The sequence below is a fragment of the Lentzea alba genome (genome assembly GCF_011067745.1).
Classification (GTDB): Bacteria; Actinomycetota; Actinomycetes; order Mycobacteriales; family Pseudonocardiaceae; genus Lentzea; species Lentzea alba.
In genome coordinates this window covers 600084-616785 of the sequence record NZ_JAAMPJ010000004.1, presented here as the reverse complement: position 1 = coordinate 616785, position 16702 = coordinate 600084, and the positions used below count along the sequence as shown (strand labels likewise).

The following is a 16702-nucleotide window of genomic DNA, read 5'->3' as shown; positions in this document are numbered from 1 at the left end:
CGACATCAGCTCCGGGCGGTCAGGGCGCGCTCGATCAGACGGTGCAGTTCCGCGGGTGGCTGGACCCCCGTGACCGGCGGCCTGCCGTCGATCACCACCGAGGGGACGCTGCTGACGCCCACCTCGGCGGCGCGACGCTCGTCGGCCCGCACGCTGTCGGCATGGTCATCGCCGACCAGGAGCGCGCGCACCTCGGTGAGGTCCAGCCCCGCCTCGACGCCCAGCCGTGCCAGGACCTCCTGGTCGGCCACGTTGAGCCCCTCTGTGTGGTAGCCGCGCAGCAGACGCTCCACCATCGCGTCGGCCAGCCCGCGCTCAGCAGCCAGGTGGATCAGCCGGTGGGCGTCGAAGGTGCTCACCGGCCGAGCGGCGTGCAGATCGAGTTCCAGTCCGTCCGCGGAGCCCACGGCCTGGATGTGGGCGACCCTGGCCGGTGCCCGTTCTCCCCACCACTGCGCCATCGCCTCGGCCGCCGTCGGGCCGGGAACCCGTCCCTGCTCCGGAGCCAGTTCCCAGCTGCGCCACACCACCTCCACCTGGTCCCGGTCGGCGACCTGTGCCAGGGCGGCGGCGAGGCGTCGCTTGCCGATGAAGCACCACGGACACAGCACGTCCGCGAAGATTTCGACTCTCATGGACGTCTCCCGCACGAACGACCGGCTGTCAGGACTCGCTCGGCCGCGGCCCTGGACCGATCTCGCGGACGACCGTGTACGTCGGGTTCGCGCTGACACGGGCCTCGACCTTGCCGGGGAGACCGGCCATCGCCGACTGGATGGCGGCCATCCGGCCGTCGGTGTCGGAGTTGGCCACGAAGTTCCGGTAATCAGCCTCGCCGGCCCAGTGCACGATGTTGTAGACCCTCGTCCCGTCGGTGCTCACGTGGAACCTCGCCGACACGTAGCCGGGGTAGAACCGGACCCACCGCTCCTGGATCTCCGCGAACGCGTCCACCAACGCACGCTGCACATCGGGACCGTCGACAGCGTGCTCGATGATCGAGTAGAAACCGGTGTCCGCGCTCAATTCTCGCTCCTTGGGCAGCAGCACGAGATGTGGTTCATCGTCGTCTGATGCCGAGCCTCCAACCTCCAGCTTGATCGAGGTCAACGGACCGTGCCCCAGCTCACAGGCGGACGGGGCCTGGCCTGCCGTTCAGGCGAGCGCCTCCACGACCCTCGTCACCATCTCCCTCTCGGTCGCGGCCACCTCGCCGTCCGCACCGGCCACCGAGCGGCACATCTCCGTCACGGCGGCGCGGAAGATCGCCACGTCGTGCGGTTCGTGGGCGTTGATGATCTCGACGGCCGAGCGCAGGGCGGCCAGGACGCCTGCCTCCACATCGGACGCCGACCCCTGGGGCAGCGCGGGCGGTGCGGCGGCGACGACGGCGCGCAGGTCGTCCGAGAGCAGGGACATCGCGCGGATGCCGGCGTAGCTCTCCTCGTCCACCGAGCCCGGGTCCGCCGTGGACACCAGCACCATCGCACCGAAAACGGCCGTGCGGAGGGTCTGCCCCTCCGCCTCCGTGTACGCAGTCATGGGCGCAAGCCTATGCAACGATCAGTGGCTATGAGTGCGGGTCAGGTGCTTGGCGCCAACATCAGGGCGTTCCGGGAGCAACGCGGGCTGTCCCTTTCGGAGCTCGCGCGGCGGTCGTCCATCGCCAAGGGCACGCTGTCCCAGCTGGAGAGCGGGTCAGGCAACCCCACGATCGAGACAGTGTTCAGTTTGTCGAACGCTCTGGACGTGCCGGTGTCCGAGCTGGTGACCGAGCGGACGGCGCCGGACGTGGTGCTGGTCCGGGCCCGCGACGTCGAGGTGCTCAGCAGCAACGCCGTCGACCTGCGGCTGATGCGCCGGATGGACATCGGGGACACCGTCATCGAGATCTACGACCAGCGCGTGCGGCCGGGAGCCACCCAGACCAGCGAAGGTCATCCCGGCAGGGAGCACGTGCTGGTCACCAGCGGTCAGCTCAAGGTCGGGCCGGCCGAGCAGCCCTACGAGCTCGGGCCGGGCGACTACGTGTGCTTCCCCGGCTCCGTCCCACACCTGTACGAGACCCTCGAAGGTGAGGTCAGCTCGGTACTGGTGCTGGAGTATCCGAAGCACTAACGTTCATTCTATTGAACGGAGGTGGCGATGCACCCGGACGTCGTGGTCATGGGCGCGGGCATCATCGGGGCCGCGTGCGCCCAGGCGCTGAAGGCACGCGGGCTCGACGTTCTCGTCGTCGACCGCCACGGACCGGCGTCGGGCACCAGCGCGGCCGGTGAGGGCAACGTCCTGGTCAGCGACAAGGAACCGGGCCCGGAGCTGGAGCTCGCCGTGGTCAGCAGGACCCTCTGGCCGGAGCTGGCCGAAGACGCCGAATGGGAGGAGAAGGGCGGGCTGGTCGTCGCCACGACACCGGACGCGGCCGAGCCCCTCAACGCCTTCGCCGCGAAGCAACGAGCGGCGGGCGTCGACGCCTGCGAGCTGACCGCCGCGGAGGCCCTCCAGCAGGAACCGCACCTCAACCCGGAGATCACCGCCGCCGTCCACTACCTGCAGGACGCGCAGCTCAACCCGGTCAAAGCCACCAGAACCCTGCTGCGCGGCATCAGGATCACCCGGGCCGAGGTGTCCACAACGGACGGCCGTTCAGTCACCACGAAGGACGGCGTGATCAGCTGCGGCGCGGTCGTCAACGCCACCGGACCGTGGGCCAGGAGCTTCGGTGTCAACGTCCTGCCGAGGCGCGGCGTGGTCCTGGTGACGACGCCGATCCCCGGCACGATCCGGCACAAGGTCTACGACGCGGACTACGTCGGCGCGGTCGCGAGCGGTGACGCGGACCTGCAGACGTCCGGCGTCGTCGAGTCGACCCAGGCCGGCACCGTGCTGATCGGGTCGAGCCGCCAGCGCAAGGGCTTCGACGACACGATCGAGAGCAAGGTGCTGAAAGCCTTGGCACGCAAAGCGATCACACTGTTCCCGATGCTCAGCGGCGTCCCGGTCATGCGCGCGTACGGCGGCTTCCGCCCGTACGCCCCGGATCACCTGCCGATCATCGGCGAGGACCCCCGCACACCCGGTCTGTGGCACGCCACCGGTCACGAGGGCGCGGGCGTCGGTCTCGCCCCGGCCACCGGAGCACTGCTCGCCGACCTGCTCACCGGCGCGGCTCCGCTGCTCGATCCCCACCCGTTCCGCGTCGACCGCCCGGAGGTGTTGGTGTGAAGGTGACCTTCAACGGCCTGCAGCGCGAGGTCGCCCACGCGGCGGAACTGTTGCCCGGCAGGTTCTTCTGCGGCATCGGCGTGTGCTTCGGCTGCGTCGCCGAGATCAACGGCGTGCCCGAGGTCCGCGCGTGCCGCCACCAGCTGCGCGACGGCGACGTGATCAGGACCAAGCCGTGAAGAACGGTGCCGGAAAGATCGTGGTCGTGGGCGCGGGACCGGCCGGGATGGCCGCCGCCAGAACCGCCGCCGACGCGGGCGCCGAGGTCACGATGGTCGACTCGGAACCGGAGGCGGGCGGCCAGTACCTGCGCGGCCGAGCCAGGTTCGACCACCCCGGTGTCACCCACCTCAAGAACACCGAGGCGTGGCTCGTCGAGGACAACACACTGCACCTGCGTGGTCCGGCACAACTGCGCTTCGACGCGCTGATCATCGCCACCGGCGCCTACGACCGGCCGCTGCCGTTCCCCGGCTGGGACGGCCCCGGCGTGATCACCGCGGGCGCCGCCCAGGCGCTCGCCAAGCAGGGCGTCACCCTCGCCGAACGCGTGATCGTCACGGGCACCGGCCCGTTCCTGCTGCCCGTCGCCACCGCACTGCGGGACCTCGGCGCCACGCTCGTCGGCGTCTACGAGGCGTCCTCCCCCACCAGGTGGCTGCGCGAGGCCAAGGCGATCACCGCCAACCGGCACAAGATCGCCGAGCTTGCGAGCTACCGCAAGGTGCTGCCACACCTGGAAACCCGCACCGCGGTGATCGCCAAGCACGGCGACCGCATCACCGTCGCCAAGCTCGACCGCCACTGGCGCCCGGTCAGCCACCGCACCGAGCACGCCGACCTGGTGTGCGTCGGCTACGGCTTCCTCCCCCGCACCGATCTGGTGCCGGACGCCCAGCGCACCAACGACTTCCTCGACGTCGACGAGCACCAGCGGACGTCGGTCGAGAACGTCTACGCGGCCGGCGAGGTGACCGGCATCGGCGGCGCGGACCTGGCCGAGGCCGAGGGCGTCATCGCCGGAGCAGCCGCGGCACACCAGGAACCGCCCCGCGAAGCCGTCGAGGCCGTGCGCAGGGGCCGCCTGTTCGCCGGAGCGCTGGCCAGGGCGCACGAGGTCCAGCCCGGCTGGCAGACGTGGCTCAACCAGGACACCACGGTGTGCCGCTGCGAGAAGGTCACCCTCGGGAACCTCACCGGGGCGACGAGCATGCGCGAGCTGAAACTCACCAGCCGGGTCGCGATGGGCCGCTGTCAGGGCCGCATCTGCGCCCGCAACGCCGCTGAGCTCACCGGCGTCCCGTTCGACGGCCAGCGCCGCGTGATCGCGGTCCCGATCCCCCTTGGCGAACTCGCCGCACTCCCGGAGGAAAAGTCATGACCGAACGCCTCGACGGCGTCATCGTCGCCACCGCACTCCCCTACGCCGAGGACGCCAGCGCGCCCGCGGGCCTGCGGCCGGACCTGGAGAAGTTCGCGGAGCACTGCCAGTGGGTCGTCGAGAACGGCTGCCGCGGCGTGGGCCCCAACGGTTCGCTGGGCGAGTACTCGTCGCTGACCGACGCGGAACGCCGCCAGGTCGCCCAGACCGCCATCGCCGCCGTGAAGAACAAGGGCATCGCGGTCATCGGCGCGCACGGCGTCGGCGCGCACCAGGCCCGGCACTGGGCCGAGCTCGCGGCCGAGGACGGCGCGGACGGCGTGCTGTGCCTGCCGCCCACCATGTACCGGGCCAACCGGACCGAGGTCGTGCACCACTTCCGCGAGGTCGCGAAGGCCGGGCTGCCGATCATGGTCTACAACAACCCGATCGACACCAAGGTCGACCTCACGCCGGACCTGATCGCCGAGCTGGGCCAGATCGAGCACGTGGTGGCCGTGAAGGAGTTCTCCGGCGACGTCCGGCGCGTCCTGGAGATCAAGGCCGCCGCCCCGCACCTCACCGTCGTGGCGGGTGCGGACGACGTCGTGCTGGAGAGCCTGCTGATGGGCGCGACGGGCTGGTTCGCGGGCTACCCCAACGTGTTCCCCGCCGAGTGCACCGAGCTGTTCAACCTGGCACTGGCGGGCAAGCTGGAGGAGGCGCGGTCGTTGTACGAACGGCTCGTGCCCGCCTTCCGCTGGGACTCGCGCACCGAGTTCGTGCAGGCGATCAAGCTCTCGATGGACTTCGTCGGCCGCTACGGCGGTCCGTGCCGTCCCCCACGCGGCCCCTTGTCGCAGGCCCAGATCGACCAGGTCAACGCCGACATGAAGCTGGCCACCTCATGAGGTTCGCCAAGTACTTCAGCGCCGTCGACTCGCACACCGAGGGCATGCCGACCCGCGTGATCACCGGCGGTGTCGGCGTGATCCCCGGCGAGACCATGGCCGAGAAGCGCCTCAACTTCATCAAGAACCACGACCACGTCCGCAGGTTCCTGGTCAACGAACCACGCGGGCACGCGGCGATGAGCGGCGCGATCCTGCAGCCGCCGACCCGCCAGGACGCCGACTGGGGCGTGCTCTACATCGAGGTCTCCGGCTGCCTGCCGATGTGCGGGCACGGCACCATCGGCGTCGCGACGGTGCTGGTGGAGACCGGCATGGTCGAGGTGACCGAACCCGTCACGACCGTGCGCCTCGACACCCCCGCCGGCCTGGTGCTCGCCGACTACGACACCCGCACGAAGCTCGTGACGATCCGCAACGTCCCGTCCTACGCCCACGAGCTGGACGCCGTCGTGGACGTGCCGGGCCTCGGCGAGGTGCGCTACGACATGGCGTACGGCGGCAACTTCTACGCGATCCTGCCGCTCGCGGACCTGGGCATCCCGTTCGACCGGGCGGAGAAGGACCGGATCCTGGCCGCCGGTCTGTCCATCATGGACCGGATCAACGCGACGAACCGCCCGGTGCACCCCGTGGACCCCGCGATCGGCGGCTGCAAGCACGTCCAGTTCACCGCGCCCGGCGAGGACGGCGCTCATTCGCGCAACGCGATGGCGATCCACCCCGGCTGGTTCGACCGTTCCCCGTGCGGCACCGGCACTTCCGCCCGGATGGCCCAGCTGCACGCCCGCGGCGAGCTCGGCATCGGTGCGGACTTCGTCAACGAGTCGTTCATCGGCACCAGGTTCGTCGGCCGGTTGCTGGAGGAGGTCCCGCTCGGCGACCGGACCGCCGTCGTGCCCACAGTGGCCGGTCGCGCGTGGATCACCGGGATGGGCCAGTACCTCCTCGACCCCACCGATCCGTTCCCGGAGGGGTTCTCGCTGTAGTCGCTACGCTCCATCGCGTGACTACGCCCAGCCTGGAAGCGTTGCTGCAAGTCGGACCGTTCCACTCGGCTCTGCGCGCGGCCATCCGCCGCCGCGGGCTGACGCTGGAACGGCTCCGGCTACGCCTCGCGCAGCAGGACGTGGCGGTGGCGCTGTCGACGTTGAGCGACTGGCAGCAGGGCCGGGTGCGGCCGGTCTCCCCGAAGTCGCTCAAGGCCGTCGCGGTGCTGGAGGAGCTCCTCGAGGTGCCGTCCCGCTCGCTGCTCAGCCTGCTGGAGCACACGGGCCCGAGCGGCTGGCCGGACGTCGTCCCCGGCATGATGCCCGGCTTCAACACCTACGACCTGGAGATCGTCTCCCGGCACGACAGGGTGTTCGTGGACGCCGAACGGCACGCGTCGCGCGTCCACGTGCGCATGGTCGTGCGCGCTCGCCAGGACGGCGTCGACCGCTTCTACGCGCACTACTTCTGCGACGACTCGGAGGAGACGTCGCAGGTGTGGCACGAACCCGTCCGCAACTGCCGTGTCGGCCGGTCCACACGTGACGAGGCCGAACGCCTGACGGTCGACGAGCTGCTGTTCGACAAACCGTTGGTGTCGGGTGAGACGTGGGTGTTCGAGTTCGTCGTCCACGACCCGAGCCGGGTGGACAGCATCGAATACGCGCACGGCGTGCGGTGCTTCATCGCGCAGAGCCTGATCGAGGTGCACTTCGACCCGGCGGCGCTGCCCGCCGACCCGCACGTCTACCTGCAGGACTGGCAGGAACCGGAGCCGCACCGCACGATCGACCTGACGCTCGACCACACGAACTCGGTGCACCACTTCGAGGCGAACGTGTCCGTGAACTGGGTCGGCATCCGCTGGAAATGGTCCTGAGGAGGCGTCTTGCTCACCACCGACTTCGTGCCAGGAGCTCCGAACTGGATCGATCTGGGCAGCCCGGACGTCGTTGCCACCGCGGACTTCTACGGCCGTGTGCTCGGCTGGACCCACGTTCCGCTCGGCCCGGAGGCCGGCGGGTACGGCTTCTTCAGCCACGAGGGACGCACGGTCGCCGCCGTCGGGCCGCTGTCCGAACCCGGTGCGGCGTCGGCGTGGACGATCTACTTCGCCACGCCGGACGCCGACGCCGCGACCCGCGCGGTGGCCGCGGCCGGTGGCGTGGTGCGGCTGGCACCGTTCGACGTCTTCACGAGCGGGCGGATGGCCCAGCTGACCGATCCCAGCGGCGCGGAGTTCGCCGTGTGGCAGGCCGGTGATCTGCTCGGAGTCGACGCGGTGTCGTCCGTGGGAGCGCTGACGTGGACCGAGCTGCACTCCCCCGACGCCGAGGTGTCGTCGTTCTACCGCACGGTGTTCTCGTGGGACGTCGTCACGATCGAGGGCGCTCCCGGCGCGTTCTACCGGCCGGCGGGCACCGGTGAAGGACGGCTGTGCGGCGCGGTGGTACCGGACTCGGCAACCTTGGATTCGGCTGCCTACTGGTTGCCGTACTTCGAGGTGGCCGATCCGGATCAAGCCGCTGCGGCAGCCGACGTGGTGGTGGAGCCCTACGAGCTGGAGGGAATCGGCCGGATCGCCGTGCTCGCTGATCCGTTCGGAGCCAGGTTCGGCGTCATGCGTTCTGTTACCTCCTGAAGGCTCCCCAAATCGGGGTACCTCCAGCTAGCGTGCGCTGGTGCAGTTGCCGTGGAGAGCCGCGCCCAGGGCAGCGCTGTCGAGTCCGCTCACGTTGCTGGTGAGCGTCGTGACGACGTTGCTGCTGGGCTTCGTGGTGGCCGCGGCCGTGCTGCACTCGTCCTCCGCGGGCAGCGCCGCTCTCGCCTATCAGCAGAGCCGGATCTGCCCGGACTCCGTGCACCCCTCGCTCTACGGCGACGGACTGCCGCTGGCCACCGCCGCCACGATGTCCGCGCGCAGCCCGGTGGGCACGGTCTACACGCGGATCGGTCGCCCCGATTTCAACGGTCTCGCGACCTACGGCCGGTTCGGGTACCGACCGGATGCCCTGTCGCACCTCACCGTGGTCGAGGGCGGCGGCACCGGGCTGTGGGTGCCGCAGACGATCGCCACGGCCGCACGGGTGCGCGTCGGCGATCGGCTGACCGGGTCGCCGTTGACGGTCACCGCGATCTACGCCGATCTCGCGTATCCCGTGTCCGGCTTCTGGTGTTCCGAGGCGAAGACGGTGGTGCCGAACCCGCTGGGCGGTGACGGCGCCAGCACGTCGGTGATCTGGGTGCCGCAGGTCTCCGACCTCTCGTCGCTGCCGCCGGAGTTCTCGTCCGGTGCCTCGGTCTCGCTGCGATACCCGACGTCGCCGCTGTCGACCCTCGACGAAGCGGAGGCGTTGCGGGACAAGGGGAACGCCTTCATCTCGGCACTCGGGCTGCCGCTGACCCGGACGGACGTGCTGTCGTCCGCGATCACCGCCGCCCGCACGTCCGAACGCAACGTGTCGTCCGCGCTGCTGCCGTTGGTGATCATCAGCGTGCTGGTCGGGCTCGCCGGGGTCGGCACGGTGACCGTGCAATGGGCTCAGCGCCGGCATTCCGAGCTGCGGCTGCTGTGGGTGCGCGGCGCGGGCCCGCTCGCGCTGGGGTTCCGCGGTGTTCTCGAACTGGGGCTGCCGCTGGTGCTGGGCGGCCTGCTGGGGTTGGTGGCCGCCCGGTTGCTGTTGCCGCTGTACGCGCCGGGGGTTTCCTTGGCCCCTGGGACGCTCTGGGTCGCGTTGGGCTTCGTGCTGGCCGTGGTGCTCGCGTCGTTGGCCGTGACCGTCCTGGTGGCATCGTGGCGGACGCACCGGACGTTCCAGCGGCGCGCACGTTCGTGGCGGCTCTCTCTCGTGCCGTGGGAACTGGGCGTCGCGCTGCTCGCGGTGCTGGCGTGGGTTCGCCTGTCCCGCAACGGGTTGGGCACCGTCGTGAAGTCCAGCGAACTGCCGAAGATCGACGTCGCCGCGCTGACCTTCCCACTGCTCGTGGTGCTCGCCACGGCGTTGTTCGCGACCCGGCTGCTGCGGTGGTCTCTCGGCTGGTCGCACCGGGTGCAGTGGTGGCAGGTGCCCGCCGCCCAACTGGCGCTGCGCCGGTTGGCGGCCGCGGTCGGGCCTGCGACCGGCGTGCTGCTGGTGGGGGTGCTGGCGGTCGGCACCATCGCGGTGGGCAGTGCGGTGGCGGGCGCCCAACGGTCGGCACTGGACTCGAAGTCGGGCGTGTTCGTCGGTGCCAACAGCACGGTGCAGGTGTCGCAGGACATCGCGCTGGGCCGGGTGGCGCTGCCTTCGTCGTTGCAGGGCAACACAACTCTCGTCGGGGTGAGCACCGGCGCGCTGGTGGTGGATCCGGCGACGTTCACCGACGCGGCCGTGGTGGACGACGTCGCTTCGGTCCGCACACTGCTTTCTTCGCTTCACCGGACCGGTGAGATCGCGCCCGCGGTGCGCATCGGACGGTCGGCGAACCAGGAGATCCAGATCACCGGACTGCCGCTGCTGAAGCCGGTGGCCCAGCTGCCGGCGTTCCCGAAGCTGGGCACGCGCGGTTACGTGGTGGCGCGGGAGTCCGTGCCGGCCGTCGAGCAGGTGGGATCGTGGCACCTCTGGTCGTCGTTGCCGTTGTCCACCTTGACTTCGTCCCTGCAGGCCGCAGGCATCCACTACACGAACGTCGCCGACCGCGGCCGGGTGCTCGACGGCCTGCCGTTCCTGACCGTGGAGTGGACCTTCGCCTTCGTGACCGCGATCGGCGTCGTGCTCGCCGTGGTCGCCGCGGTCGCCCTGTTGCTGGCCGTCGAGGTGCGACGCCGCCAGAACGCCGTCTCCGGCGCGCTGTCGACCCGGATGGGCCTGCGGCCGTCCGTGCTCTGGTCCAGTCACCTGCTGGAGGTCGGCGCGCTGGCGTTGCCGGCGCTCGCGATCGGTGCGCTGGCGTCGTTCGTGAGCGCCGGTTTCGCCGTGTCGCGCCTGGATCCCGCGCCGTGGCTGAACCCGGCCCCGATGCTGCCGGACCTCACGGGCCTGCTGGGTTCGATGGTGCTGGGCGGCCTGGTGGTGGTCGTCGTGGCGGCGTGGCTTGCGTTGCGCGGTGTCCGCACCGCGCGGATGGGAGAGCTGCTCAGGTGATCCGCGCTTGTGGCGTCGGGGTGTCCTACGGTTCCGTGCACGCCGTCTCGGACATGTCGCTGACCCTCGCCCCCGGCCTCACCGTGCTGTCCGGGCCCTCCGGCGCGGGCAAGTCGACGCTGCTGCGGGTGCTGTCGCTGGTCGAACGCCCCTCCGTAGGTGAGGTGTTCGTGCGGGAGGTGGCGACGTCGTCGTTGTCCTGGGCGGCCCTGCGATCGTTGCGGCGCAAGGAGATCGCGGTGGTGTTCCAGAACCCTCCGGACAACCTGATCTCGCACCTGACCGTGGGCGAGAACCTGCGCGCGGCCGGGGCCCGCGACCTTTCGTTGCTGGACCGGCTCGGCCTGGCCGGATCCGGCACCTGGAGGATCGGCGCGTTGTCCGGCGGCCAGCAGCAGCGGCTGGCGTTCGGGTGCGCGTTGGCGCGCGGGGCTTCCGTCGTGGTGGCCGACGAGCCGACGTCACAACTGGACGCCCGCTCGGCCGATCTGGTGCTGGAAACCCTGTCGTCCCTGCCCGTGCCGGCACTGGTCGCATCGCACGACCCGCGGCTGGTGGCGTTGGCGGACCTGTGCATCCCGATGGCCGCGTCATGATCCAGGCTTGCGGTGTGCACCGGGCCTTCGGCGGGGTGTCGGTGTTGCGGGGCGTGGACCTGGCGGTGGCCGCCGGGGAGCTCGTGACGCTGAGCGGGCCTTCTGGATCGGGGAAGACCGCGTTGCTGTCGTTGTTGTGCGGCTTCGACTTCCCGGACAGCGGGTCGGTGCGGCCCGGACTGGCTTCGTGGTCGGCCTGTGCGGTGTTGCCGCAGTCTCTTGGGCTGGCCTCGGAGTTGACGTTGGAGGAGAACGTCGCGTTGCCGCTGCGGTTGGCTGGGCGCGAGGTTTCCGGCGTTGGTGCGTTGCTGGCCGAGTTGGGGATCGGGGAGCTGGGGTCGCGTTATCCGGCGCAGGTGTCGTTCGGGCAGCAGCAACGGGCAGCGCTGGCCCGGGCCGTGGTGACTCGGCCCGCCGTGTTGCTCGCCGACGAGCCCACGGCGCACTTGGACGCCGCCAGCGCGGTCGCGGCCGTGGGAGTGCTGCGGCGGGTCGCGGACGAGGGCGCCGCAGTGCTGATCGCCACGCACCACGACGCCGTGCACGCCGTTGCCGACCGCGTGCTCGTGCTGTCCGACGGCCAGGTTCGCGGCTGACCGACCGGCTGGTCACGTTCCAAGCGAGTGATCACCTTGCGTGGGTGGTCCCCAGGGCCCCGGCAAAGTCGTTTCTGCTGGTGGCGTGTGCAAGTACTACCAACTCTTGATCAAATCGCCGCTAACTGCACCCAACATGTTCGACAGTTGCCGAATGCGGCTGGGCCGGGCGCGGGATCGACAAGGCCAGTTGGTAGTAGCAAAGTGCTTGTTGATGTTGGGTTGGTGGTACTTGCACACGCCATCGGCAGCCGGCCGGATGGCCTGACGGGACTTTGCCGGGGCACCGAGGGTGGTCCCACGGGCATTGGCGCTCAGACCGACGGCGGACGGTCCTCGTAAGGCGTGGAGAGGACCACGGTCGTCCGCGTCGACACGTTCGCGGACTCCCGGATCTTCTGCAGCAGCTCCTCCAGCGCCGTCGGCGAGGCCACCCGCACGCGCAGGACGTAGGAGGCGTCGCCCGCCACCGAGTAGCAGGCCTCGATCTCGGAGAGGTGTTCGAGGCGCTTCGGGTAGTCGTCGGGCTCGGCGGGGTTGATCGGGAAGAGCGAGATGAAGGCCGACATGGGCAGGCCGATCTCGGCGCCGTCCAGGCGCGCGGCGTAGCCCTTCACGATGCCGCGCTGCTCCAGCCGTTTCACGCGCTGGTGGACCGCGGAAACGGAGAGGCCCACGCGCTCGGCCAGGTCGGTGAAGCTGCACCGGCCGTCGGAGGCCAGTTCCTTCAGGATCGCTCTGTCGATCTGCTCGAGGGTCAAAGCACCACCAGCTCGTGAGGTCGGTTGTTGAAGGACTCGACGCCGGTCTCGGTGGCGACCACGATGTCCTCGATGCGTGCGCCCCAGCGGCCGGGCAGGTAGATGCCGGGCTCGACGCTGAACGCCATGCCGGGTTCGAGCGGCAGTGCGTTGCCGCTGACGATGTAGGGCTCCTCGTGCACGTCCAGGCCGATGCCGTGGCCAGTGCGGTGGACGAAGTACTCGCCGAAACCGGCGTCCGCGATGACGGACCGGGCTGCCTCGTCGACCTGTTCGCACGTGACGCCGGGCCGCACCGCGTCGACAGCGGCCTGCTGCGCGGCCTGCAGGACGGCGTAGGTGTCCCACACGTCGTCGTAGGTGGGCTCGCCCATCACGTAGGTGCGGGTCGAGTCGGAGTTGTAGCCCTCGGCGACCGGGCCGCCGATGTCGATGACGACGACCTCGCCGGCCTCGATCACGCGGTCCGAGTCGCGGTGGTGCGGGGAGGCGCCGTTCGGGCCGGAGCCGACGATCACGAAGTCGGCGACGGTGTGGCCTTCCTCGACGATCGCGGCGGCGATGTCGCGGGCCACCTCACGTTCGGTGCGGCCCACCCGGAGGAACTCGCCCATGCGCGCGTGCACCCGGTCGATCGCGGCGCCGGCCTTGCGCAGGGCGGCGATCTCCGCAGCGTCCTTGCGCATGCGCAGCTCGCGGATGATCGGTCCGGCCAGCGACTGCGGGCCGCCGAGGGCGTTGCCGAGCTTGATGGTGTGCAGGGCGGGCATCATGTCCGCCACGGCCGTCCTGGTGCCCTTGACCGCCGCCTTGACCAGCGCGTACGGGTCCTCGCCGTCGACCCACGTGACGACCTGGACCCCCAGCTCGTCGGTGGGGATGGCCGCGTAACCGGGCTGCTCCAGCTTCGGCACGACCAGCGTCGGCGTGCCGCCCACGGGCAGCGCGAGGCAGGTGAGGCGCTCGAACGAGTCGCCACCGGCACCGATCAGGTACCGCAGGTCCGAGCCGGGCGAGATGAGCAGCGCGTCGACGCCTGCCTGCTCGGCGGCAGTGGTCGCGCGGTCGAGCCGCGCACGCAGCGCGGACACGTCGATGGGCCCGGTGATCGTTGCCATGAGCGAAAGCCTAGTAGCTTGTCCACTCGTGAGCTCTCCCCTGGTGCTGCTCGACTCCGCGAGCCTCTACTTCCGGTCGTACTACGCGCTGCCGGACTCGATGACCGCGCCCGACGGCACGCCGGTGAACGCCGTGCGCGGGTTCGTCGACACGATCGCCCGCGTCATCACCGACCGCGGCGCGGGCCGGCTGGTCGCCTGCCTCGACGCCGACTGGCGGCCCGAGTTCCGGGTGAAGGCACTGCCGTCCTACAAGGCGCACCGGGTCGCGGAGGACGCGACCGACGGTGCCGAAGAGGTGCCCGACACCCTCACGCCGCAGATCCCGATCATCCTCGACGTGCTCGACGCGGCCGGCATCTGCACCGGCGAGGCGGCGGGCTACGAGGCGGACGACGTCATCGGCGCCCTCGCCCACCACGAGACCCGCTCCCCCGTCGAGGTGGTGACCGGCGACCGCGACATGTTCCAGGTCGTGCGCTTCGAACCCACGCCCGTGCACGTGCTGTACGTGGGCCGCGGCTGGAACAAGGTCGAGATCCTCGGCCCCGAGGAGCTGGCCGCGAAGTACTCGCTGCCGGTCGAGAACGCCGGTTCCGCCTACGCCGACATGGCCGTGCTGCGCGGCGACCCCTCGGACGGCCTGCCGGGCGTCGCGGGCATCGGCGAGAAGACCGCGGCCAAGCTCATCACCGAGTTCGGCTCGCTGGACGCCGTGCTGAAGGCCGTCACCGACCCGATGGACCGCAAGCTCACCACCAAGGCCCGCAACTCGCTCATCGCGGCCGAGGACTACCTGAAGGCCGCGCCCACCGTCGTCCGCACGGCGCTGGACGCCCCGGTGATCCTCGACCGCGACGACGAGGTGCCGCGCGTGCCCGCCGACCCCGAGCGGCTGCGCGAACTCACGCAGCGCTGGGGCCTGGGCAGTTCGGTGCCGCGCCTGGTGAACGCAATGGAACGGCGTCCCTGAACAGGCTTCCAGAGTTTGTGTCCGTTACCCGACCGGACCAGCGCCTGCCCCTCTCATTTTTCCGGGCTTCTAGAAGAATGTGCCGCAGAAGGGCTTCTGCGGCACGGCGAACAACGCGTCCGCGTCGGCCAGGCGGGTCCCCTCGATCCATTTGGTCGCCGCGAGCTGCGAGAACGTCGTGTCGCCGAAGTACACCGCACCGAGCAGGGCGACCGGGATCGTGATGTCAGCCTCGGCCTCGACCCGTTCGACACCGTCCGGCGACACCCGGTAGCGGCCGTCGTTGGCGGGCAACAACTTGTCCCGCACCTCGATCACGACGGGATCGGCGGTGCCGTACGTGCGGGCTTGAAGCATGCGCGGCACGTCGACCAGCCGCAGCCAGATCTCGTCGAACACCTCGGTGGTGTTCACGACGCGCGGGTCCTCGAACAGCCAGCTCACCGGCTCGTCGAGGGCCAGTTCGATCTCGACCTTGTCGATCAGGTCGAGCCTCGTCACGTAGATCCACAGGTCGCGCCACGCGTCGTCGTTCGCCCACACGAAGTCCTCAATGGACAGCTTGTGGACGAACTCCCGGTTCTCGGACACCTTGTAGGTCAGAAAACCGTCGTCGCCGCCTGGTCCACTGTGGACGACGGTGACCGAGTTCTCGGCGTCGGACTTGCGGTCGCGGGCCCTGGCCCACCACCCCGCCCAGCGGCCGATCTGGCCCGGCTTCGTGAGCCCGACGGCCTCGTGCAGCTCCGGCAGCAGCTTGTCGGCGGTGTCCTGGTCGAGCATCCGCACCCGGCCGGTCAGGTCGCCGGGGATCACGGCTCGCTTGGCGTCGATCACGACGGTCCGCCACCGCCCGGCCATGCCGTAGCCGAAACGGCCGTAGATGCGCCCCTCGGAGGCGCGCAGGGTGGCGACAGGATCGGGAAGCGTGGAGAGTTGCTCGCGCATCAGGGCGGTCAGCACGCCACGGCGCGTGTAGTCGGCACGGACGCCCACACGTGAGATGGCGGAGTGCGGCACAACGGCGCCACCGGGTACGACGAGCGAGGAGGCGTACGACTGGGTCGTGCCGATCATCTCGTCGCCCTCGAACGCGGCGAGAGCACGGCCGGGCTCGTAGGAGGGCAGGACGACCTGCCACTGCTCGTCCGTGGGCGGGCCCCAGTGCATCGCGCGGCGGAACACCGTGGCGTGCGCGCGGAACTGTGCTTCGTCGTTGAGTACGCGGATGTCGGTCACGCCCGCGATCGTGTCTCAGCACGACCGCGGGCGCACCTCAGTTTCCGCGGAGGAACGGATCAGCCGGTGGGCTGGCCGACCTCGTACTCGCCGTCCTCGGTCTTGACGACGATCTTGACCTTCTTGTCCTTGCCGCCGACCTGGACCTTGCACTCGAACGAGGTGTTGGGCTTGACCTCGTTCTCCCCGGTGCAGGTCGCGCTGCCGACGTCGGAGATCTTGTACTCGTCCTTGAGGATCTGGACGATGCCGGTCTGCACGGCCGTGTTGTCGAAGATCTTCTTCTTGAAGAACGCCGGCGCCACGAACCCGGCGAACAGCACGCCACCGACGAGCACGACGACGACCACCGCGGCGACCCAGATGGCCGCGCTGGACTTCTTCTTCGGCGGCACCGGCGGGCCGTAGCCCGGCTGCTGGCCGTACGGGTTGGGCTGCTGCTGGCCCGGCATGCCGTACTGCTGCGTCTGCTGGCCGTACGGGTCCTGCGCGGGCGTGCCGTACGGGTTCGACTGCGGCTGCTGGGGCACGCCGTACTGCTGCGTCTGCTGCTGCGACGGATCGAAACCGGGGTACGGCTGCTGGCCCGGCTGGGGCTGCGGCTGGCCGTAGGGGTTCTGAGCCGGGAAGCCGCCGGACGGTGTGCCGGGAGGGAACCCGCCACCGTAGGGCTGCTGCGGCTGTTGCGGCTGGCCCCAGGGCTGCTGCGGATCGTTCCCTCCGGACGGTCCGTACGGGCTGCTCATCTGTCGACCTCCGTGTGTACGACGTTGCGGCGCGATCCAATCACACCGTTGACGTCAGTC

The 16702-nt window shown here is 70.2% G+C and carries 18 protein-coding genes and 1 pseudogene; 12 read left to right on the top strand and 7 right to left on the bottom strand.

Annotated elements, in window-relative coordinates; all coding sequences use genetic code 11:
• Nucleotides 1–5: 5 nt before the first annotated feature.
• The 3 genes from G7043_RS18615 to G7043_RS18605 all read right to left on the bottom strand — a co-directional run bounded on the left by G7043_RS18615 (nt 6) and on the right by G7043_RS18605 (nt 1542).
• Nucleotides 6–635 carry a DsbA family oxidoreductase gene (locus G7043_RS18615; protein ID WP_166046907.1) on the bottom strand — a complete coding sequence of 210 codons (630 nt, stop codon included), beginning with the start codon at nt 633–635 and terminating at the stop codon, nt 6–8.
• Between the two features lie 28 nt (nt 636–663).
• On the bottom strand, nt 664–1026 hold the full coding sequence (locus tag G7043_RS18610; protein WP_166046906.1) for an antibiotic biosynthesis monooxygenase: 363 nt from the start codon (nt 1024–1026) through the stop codon (nt 664–666).
• A 129-nt stretch (nt 1027–1155) separates the two neighbouring features.
• A complete protein-coding gene (locus tag G7043_RS18605; protein ID WP_166046905.1) occupies nt 1156–1542 on the bottom strand; it encodes a hypothetical protein in 387 nt (128 codons plus the stop codon).
• 30 nt (nt 1543–1572) lie between these two features.
• Between G7043_RS18605 and G7043_RS18600 the strand changes: the two genes are divergently transcribed.
• From G7043_RS18600 to G7043_RS18550, 11 genes and pseudogenes are all read left to right on the top strand, one after another.
• Entirely contained in the window at nt 1573–2118 is a 546-nt protein-coding gene (locus tag G7043_RS18600) for a helix-turn-helix domain-containing protein (RefSeq protein ID WP_166046904.1), read from the top strand.
• A gap of 27 nt (nt 2119–2145) precedes the next feature.
• Entirely contained in the window at nt 2146–3225 is a 1080-nt protein-coding gene (locus G7043_RS18595) for an NAD(P)/FAD-dependent oxidoreductase (protein WP_166046903.1), read from the top strand.
• The gene (locus G7043_RS18590; protein ID WP_166046902.1) at nt 3222–3404 is read left to right on the top strand and encodes a 2Fe-2S iron-sulfur cluster-binding protein; all 183 of its coding nucleotides are present in this window, start codon (nt 3222–3224) and stop codon (nt 3402–3404) included. Before G7043_RS18595 ends, G7043_RS18590 begins: the two co-directional genes overlap by 4 nt.
• Nucleotides 3401–4606 carry an FAD/NAD(P)-binding oxidoreductase gene (locus G7043_RS18585; RefSeq protein WP_313887952.1) on the top strand — a complete coding sequence of 402 codons (1206 nt, stop codon included), beginning with the start codon at nt 3401–3403 and terminating at the stop codon, nt 4604–4606. Before G7043_RS18590 ends, G7043_RS18585 begins: the two co-directional genes overlap by 4 nt.
• Entirely contained in the window at nt 4603–5496 is an 894-nt protein-coding gene (locus G7043_RS18580) for a dihydrodipicolinate synthase family protein (protein ID WP_166046901.1), read from the top strand. Before G7043_RS18585 ends, G7043_RS18580 begins: the two co-directional genes overlap by 4 nt.
• On the top strand, nt 5493–6485 hold the full coding sequence (locus G7043_RS18575; RefSeq protein WP_166046900.1) for a proline racemase family protein: 993 nt from the start codon (nt 5493–5495) through the stop codon (nt 6483–6485). Before G7043_RS18580 ends, G7043_RS18575 begins: the two co-directional genes overlap by 4 nt.
• A 17-nt stretch (nt 6486–6502) precedes the next feature.
• On the top strand, nt 6503–7366 hold the full coding sequence (locus G7043_RS18570) for a hypothetical protein (RefSeq protein ID WP_166046899.1): 864 nt from the start codon (nt 6503–6505) through the stop codon (nt 7364–7366).
• A 9-nt stretch (nt 7367–7375) separates the two neighbouring features.
• A complete protein-coding gene (locus G7043_RS18565) occupies nt 7376–8128 on the top strand; it encodes a VOC family protein (RefSeq protein ID WP_166046898.1) in 753 nt (250 codons plus the stop codon).
• A gap of 40 nt (nt 8129–8168) precedes the next feature.
• A complete protein-coding gene (locus G7043_RS18560; RefSeq protein WP_166046897.1) occupies nt 8169–10613 on the top strand; it encodes an ABC transporter permease in 2445 nt (814 codons plus the stop codon).
• 56 nt (nt 10614–10669) lie between these two features.
• Nucleotides 10670–11209 (top strand): annotated as a pseudogene (locus tag G7043_RS18555) (ATP-binding cassette domain-containing protein); the annotation flags it as partial.
• Nucleotides 11206–11805, top strand: a complete 600-nt coding sequence (locus G7043_RS18550; RefSeq protein WP_166046896.1) for an ABC transporter ATP-binding protein — start codon at nt 11206–11208, stop codon at nt 11803–11805. The pseudogene G7043_RS18555 and the gene G7043_RS18550, both read left to right, overlap by 4 nt.
• A gap of 314 nt (nt 11806–12119) precedes the next feature.
• On the opposite strand, the gene G7043_RS18545 is transcribed toward G7043_RS18550, so the two are convergent.
• Together G7043_RS18545 and G7043_RS18540 are read right to left on the bottom strand one after the other, a co-directional pair.
• On the bottom strand, nt 12120–12566 hold the full coding sequence (locus G7043_RS18545; protein WP_045313945.1) for an Lrp/AsnC family transcriptional regulator: 447 nt from the start codon (nt 12564–12566) through the stop codon (nt 12120–12122).
• The gene (locus G7043_RS18540; protein WP_166046895.1) at nt 12563–13684 is read right to left on the bottom strand and encodes a M24 family metallopeptidase; all 1122 of its coding nucleotides are present in this window, start codon (nt 13682–13684) and stop codon (nt 12563–12565) included. Before G7043_RS18540 ends, G7043_RS18545 begins: the two co-directional genes overlap by 4 nt.
• 28 nt (nt 13685–13712) lie before the next feature.
• Here G7043_RS18540 and G7043_RS18535 point away from each other — a divergent pair, with 28 nt between their 5' ends.
• Complete coding sequence (locus tag G7043_RS18535; protein ID WP_166046894.1) at nt 13713–14657, top strand: 5'-3' exonuclease; 945 nt, start codon at nt 13713–13715, stop codon at nt 14655–14657.
• 69 nt (nt 14658–14726) lie between these two features.
• Here G7043_RS18535 and G7043_RS18530 read toward each other — a convergent pair whose 3' ends face one another.
• Nucleotides 14727–15896, bottom strand: a complete 1170-nt coding sequence (locus G7043_RS18530) for a GNAT family N-acetyltransferase (RefSeq protein WP_166046893.1) — start codon at nt 15894–15896, stop codon at nt 14727–14729.
• 59 nt (nt 15897–15955) lie between these two features.
• Nucleotides 15956–16642: a DUF4333 domain-containing protein gene (locus tag G7043_RS18525; protein ID WP_166046892.1), complete on the bottom strand. Its 687-nt coding sequence runs from the start codon at nt 16640–16642 to the stop codon at nt 15956–15958.
• Nucleotides 16643–16702 lie beyond the last annotated feature (60 nt).

Coding starts and splice junctions, on each gene's coding strand:
- G7043_RS18615 (WP_166046907.1), bottom strand. CDS start 635: ATGAGAGTCGAAATCTTCGCGGACGTGCTGTGTCCGTGGTGCTTCATC.
- G7043_RS18550 (WP_166046896.1), top strand. CDS start 11,206: ATGATCCAGGCTTGCGGTGTGCACCGGGCCTTCGGCGGGGTGTCGGTG.
- G7043_RS18540 (WP_166046895.1), bottom strand. CDS start 13,684: ATGGCAACGATCACCGGGCCCATCGACGTGTCCGCGCTGCGTGCGCGG.
- G7043_RS18575 (WP_166046900.1), top strand. CDS start 5,493: ATGAGGTTCGCCAAGTACTTCAGCGCCGTCGACTCGCACACCGAGGGC.
- G7043_RS18595 (WP_166046903.1), top strand. CDS start 2,146: ATGCACCCGGACGTCGTGGTCATGGGCGCGGGCATCATCGGGGCCGCG.
- G7043_RS18605 (WP_166046905.1), bottom strand. CDS start 1,542: ATGACTGCGTACACGGAGGCGGAGGGGCAGACCCTCCGCACGGCCGTT.
- G7043_RS18525 (WP_166046892.1), bottom strand. CDS start 16,642: ATGAGCAGCCCGTACGGACCGTCCGGAGGGAACGATCCGCAGCAGCCC.
- G7043_RS18600 (WP_166046904.1), top strand. CDS start 1,573: ATGAGTGCGGGTCAGGTGCTTGGCGCCAACATCAGGGCGTTCCGGGAG.
- G7043_RS18580 (WP_166046901.1), top strand. CDS start 4,603: ATGACCGAACGCCTCGACGGCGTCATCGTCGCCACCGCACTCCCCTAC.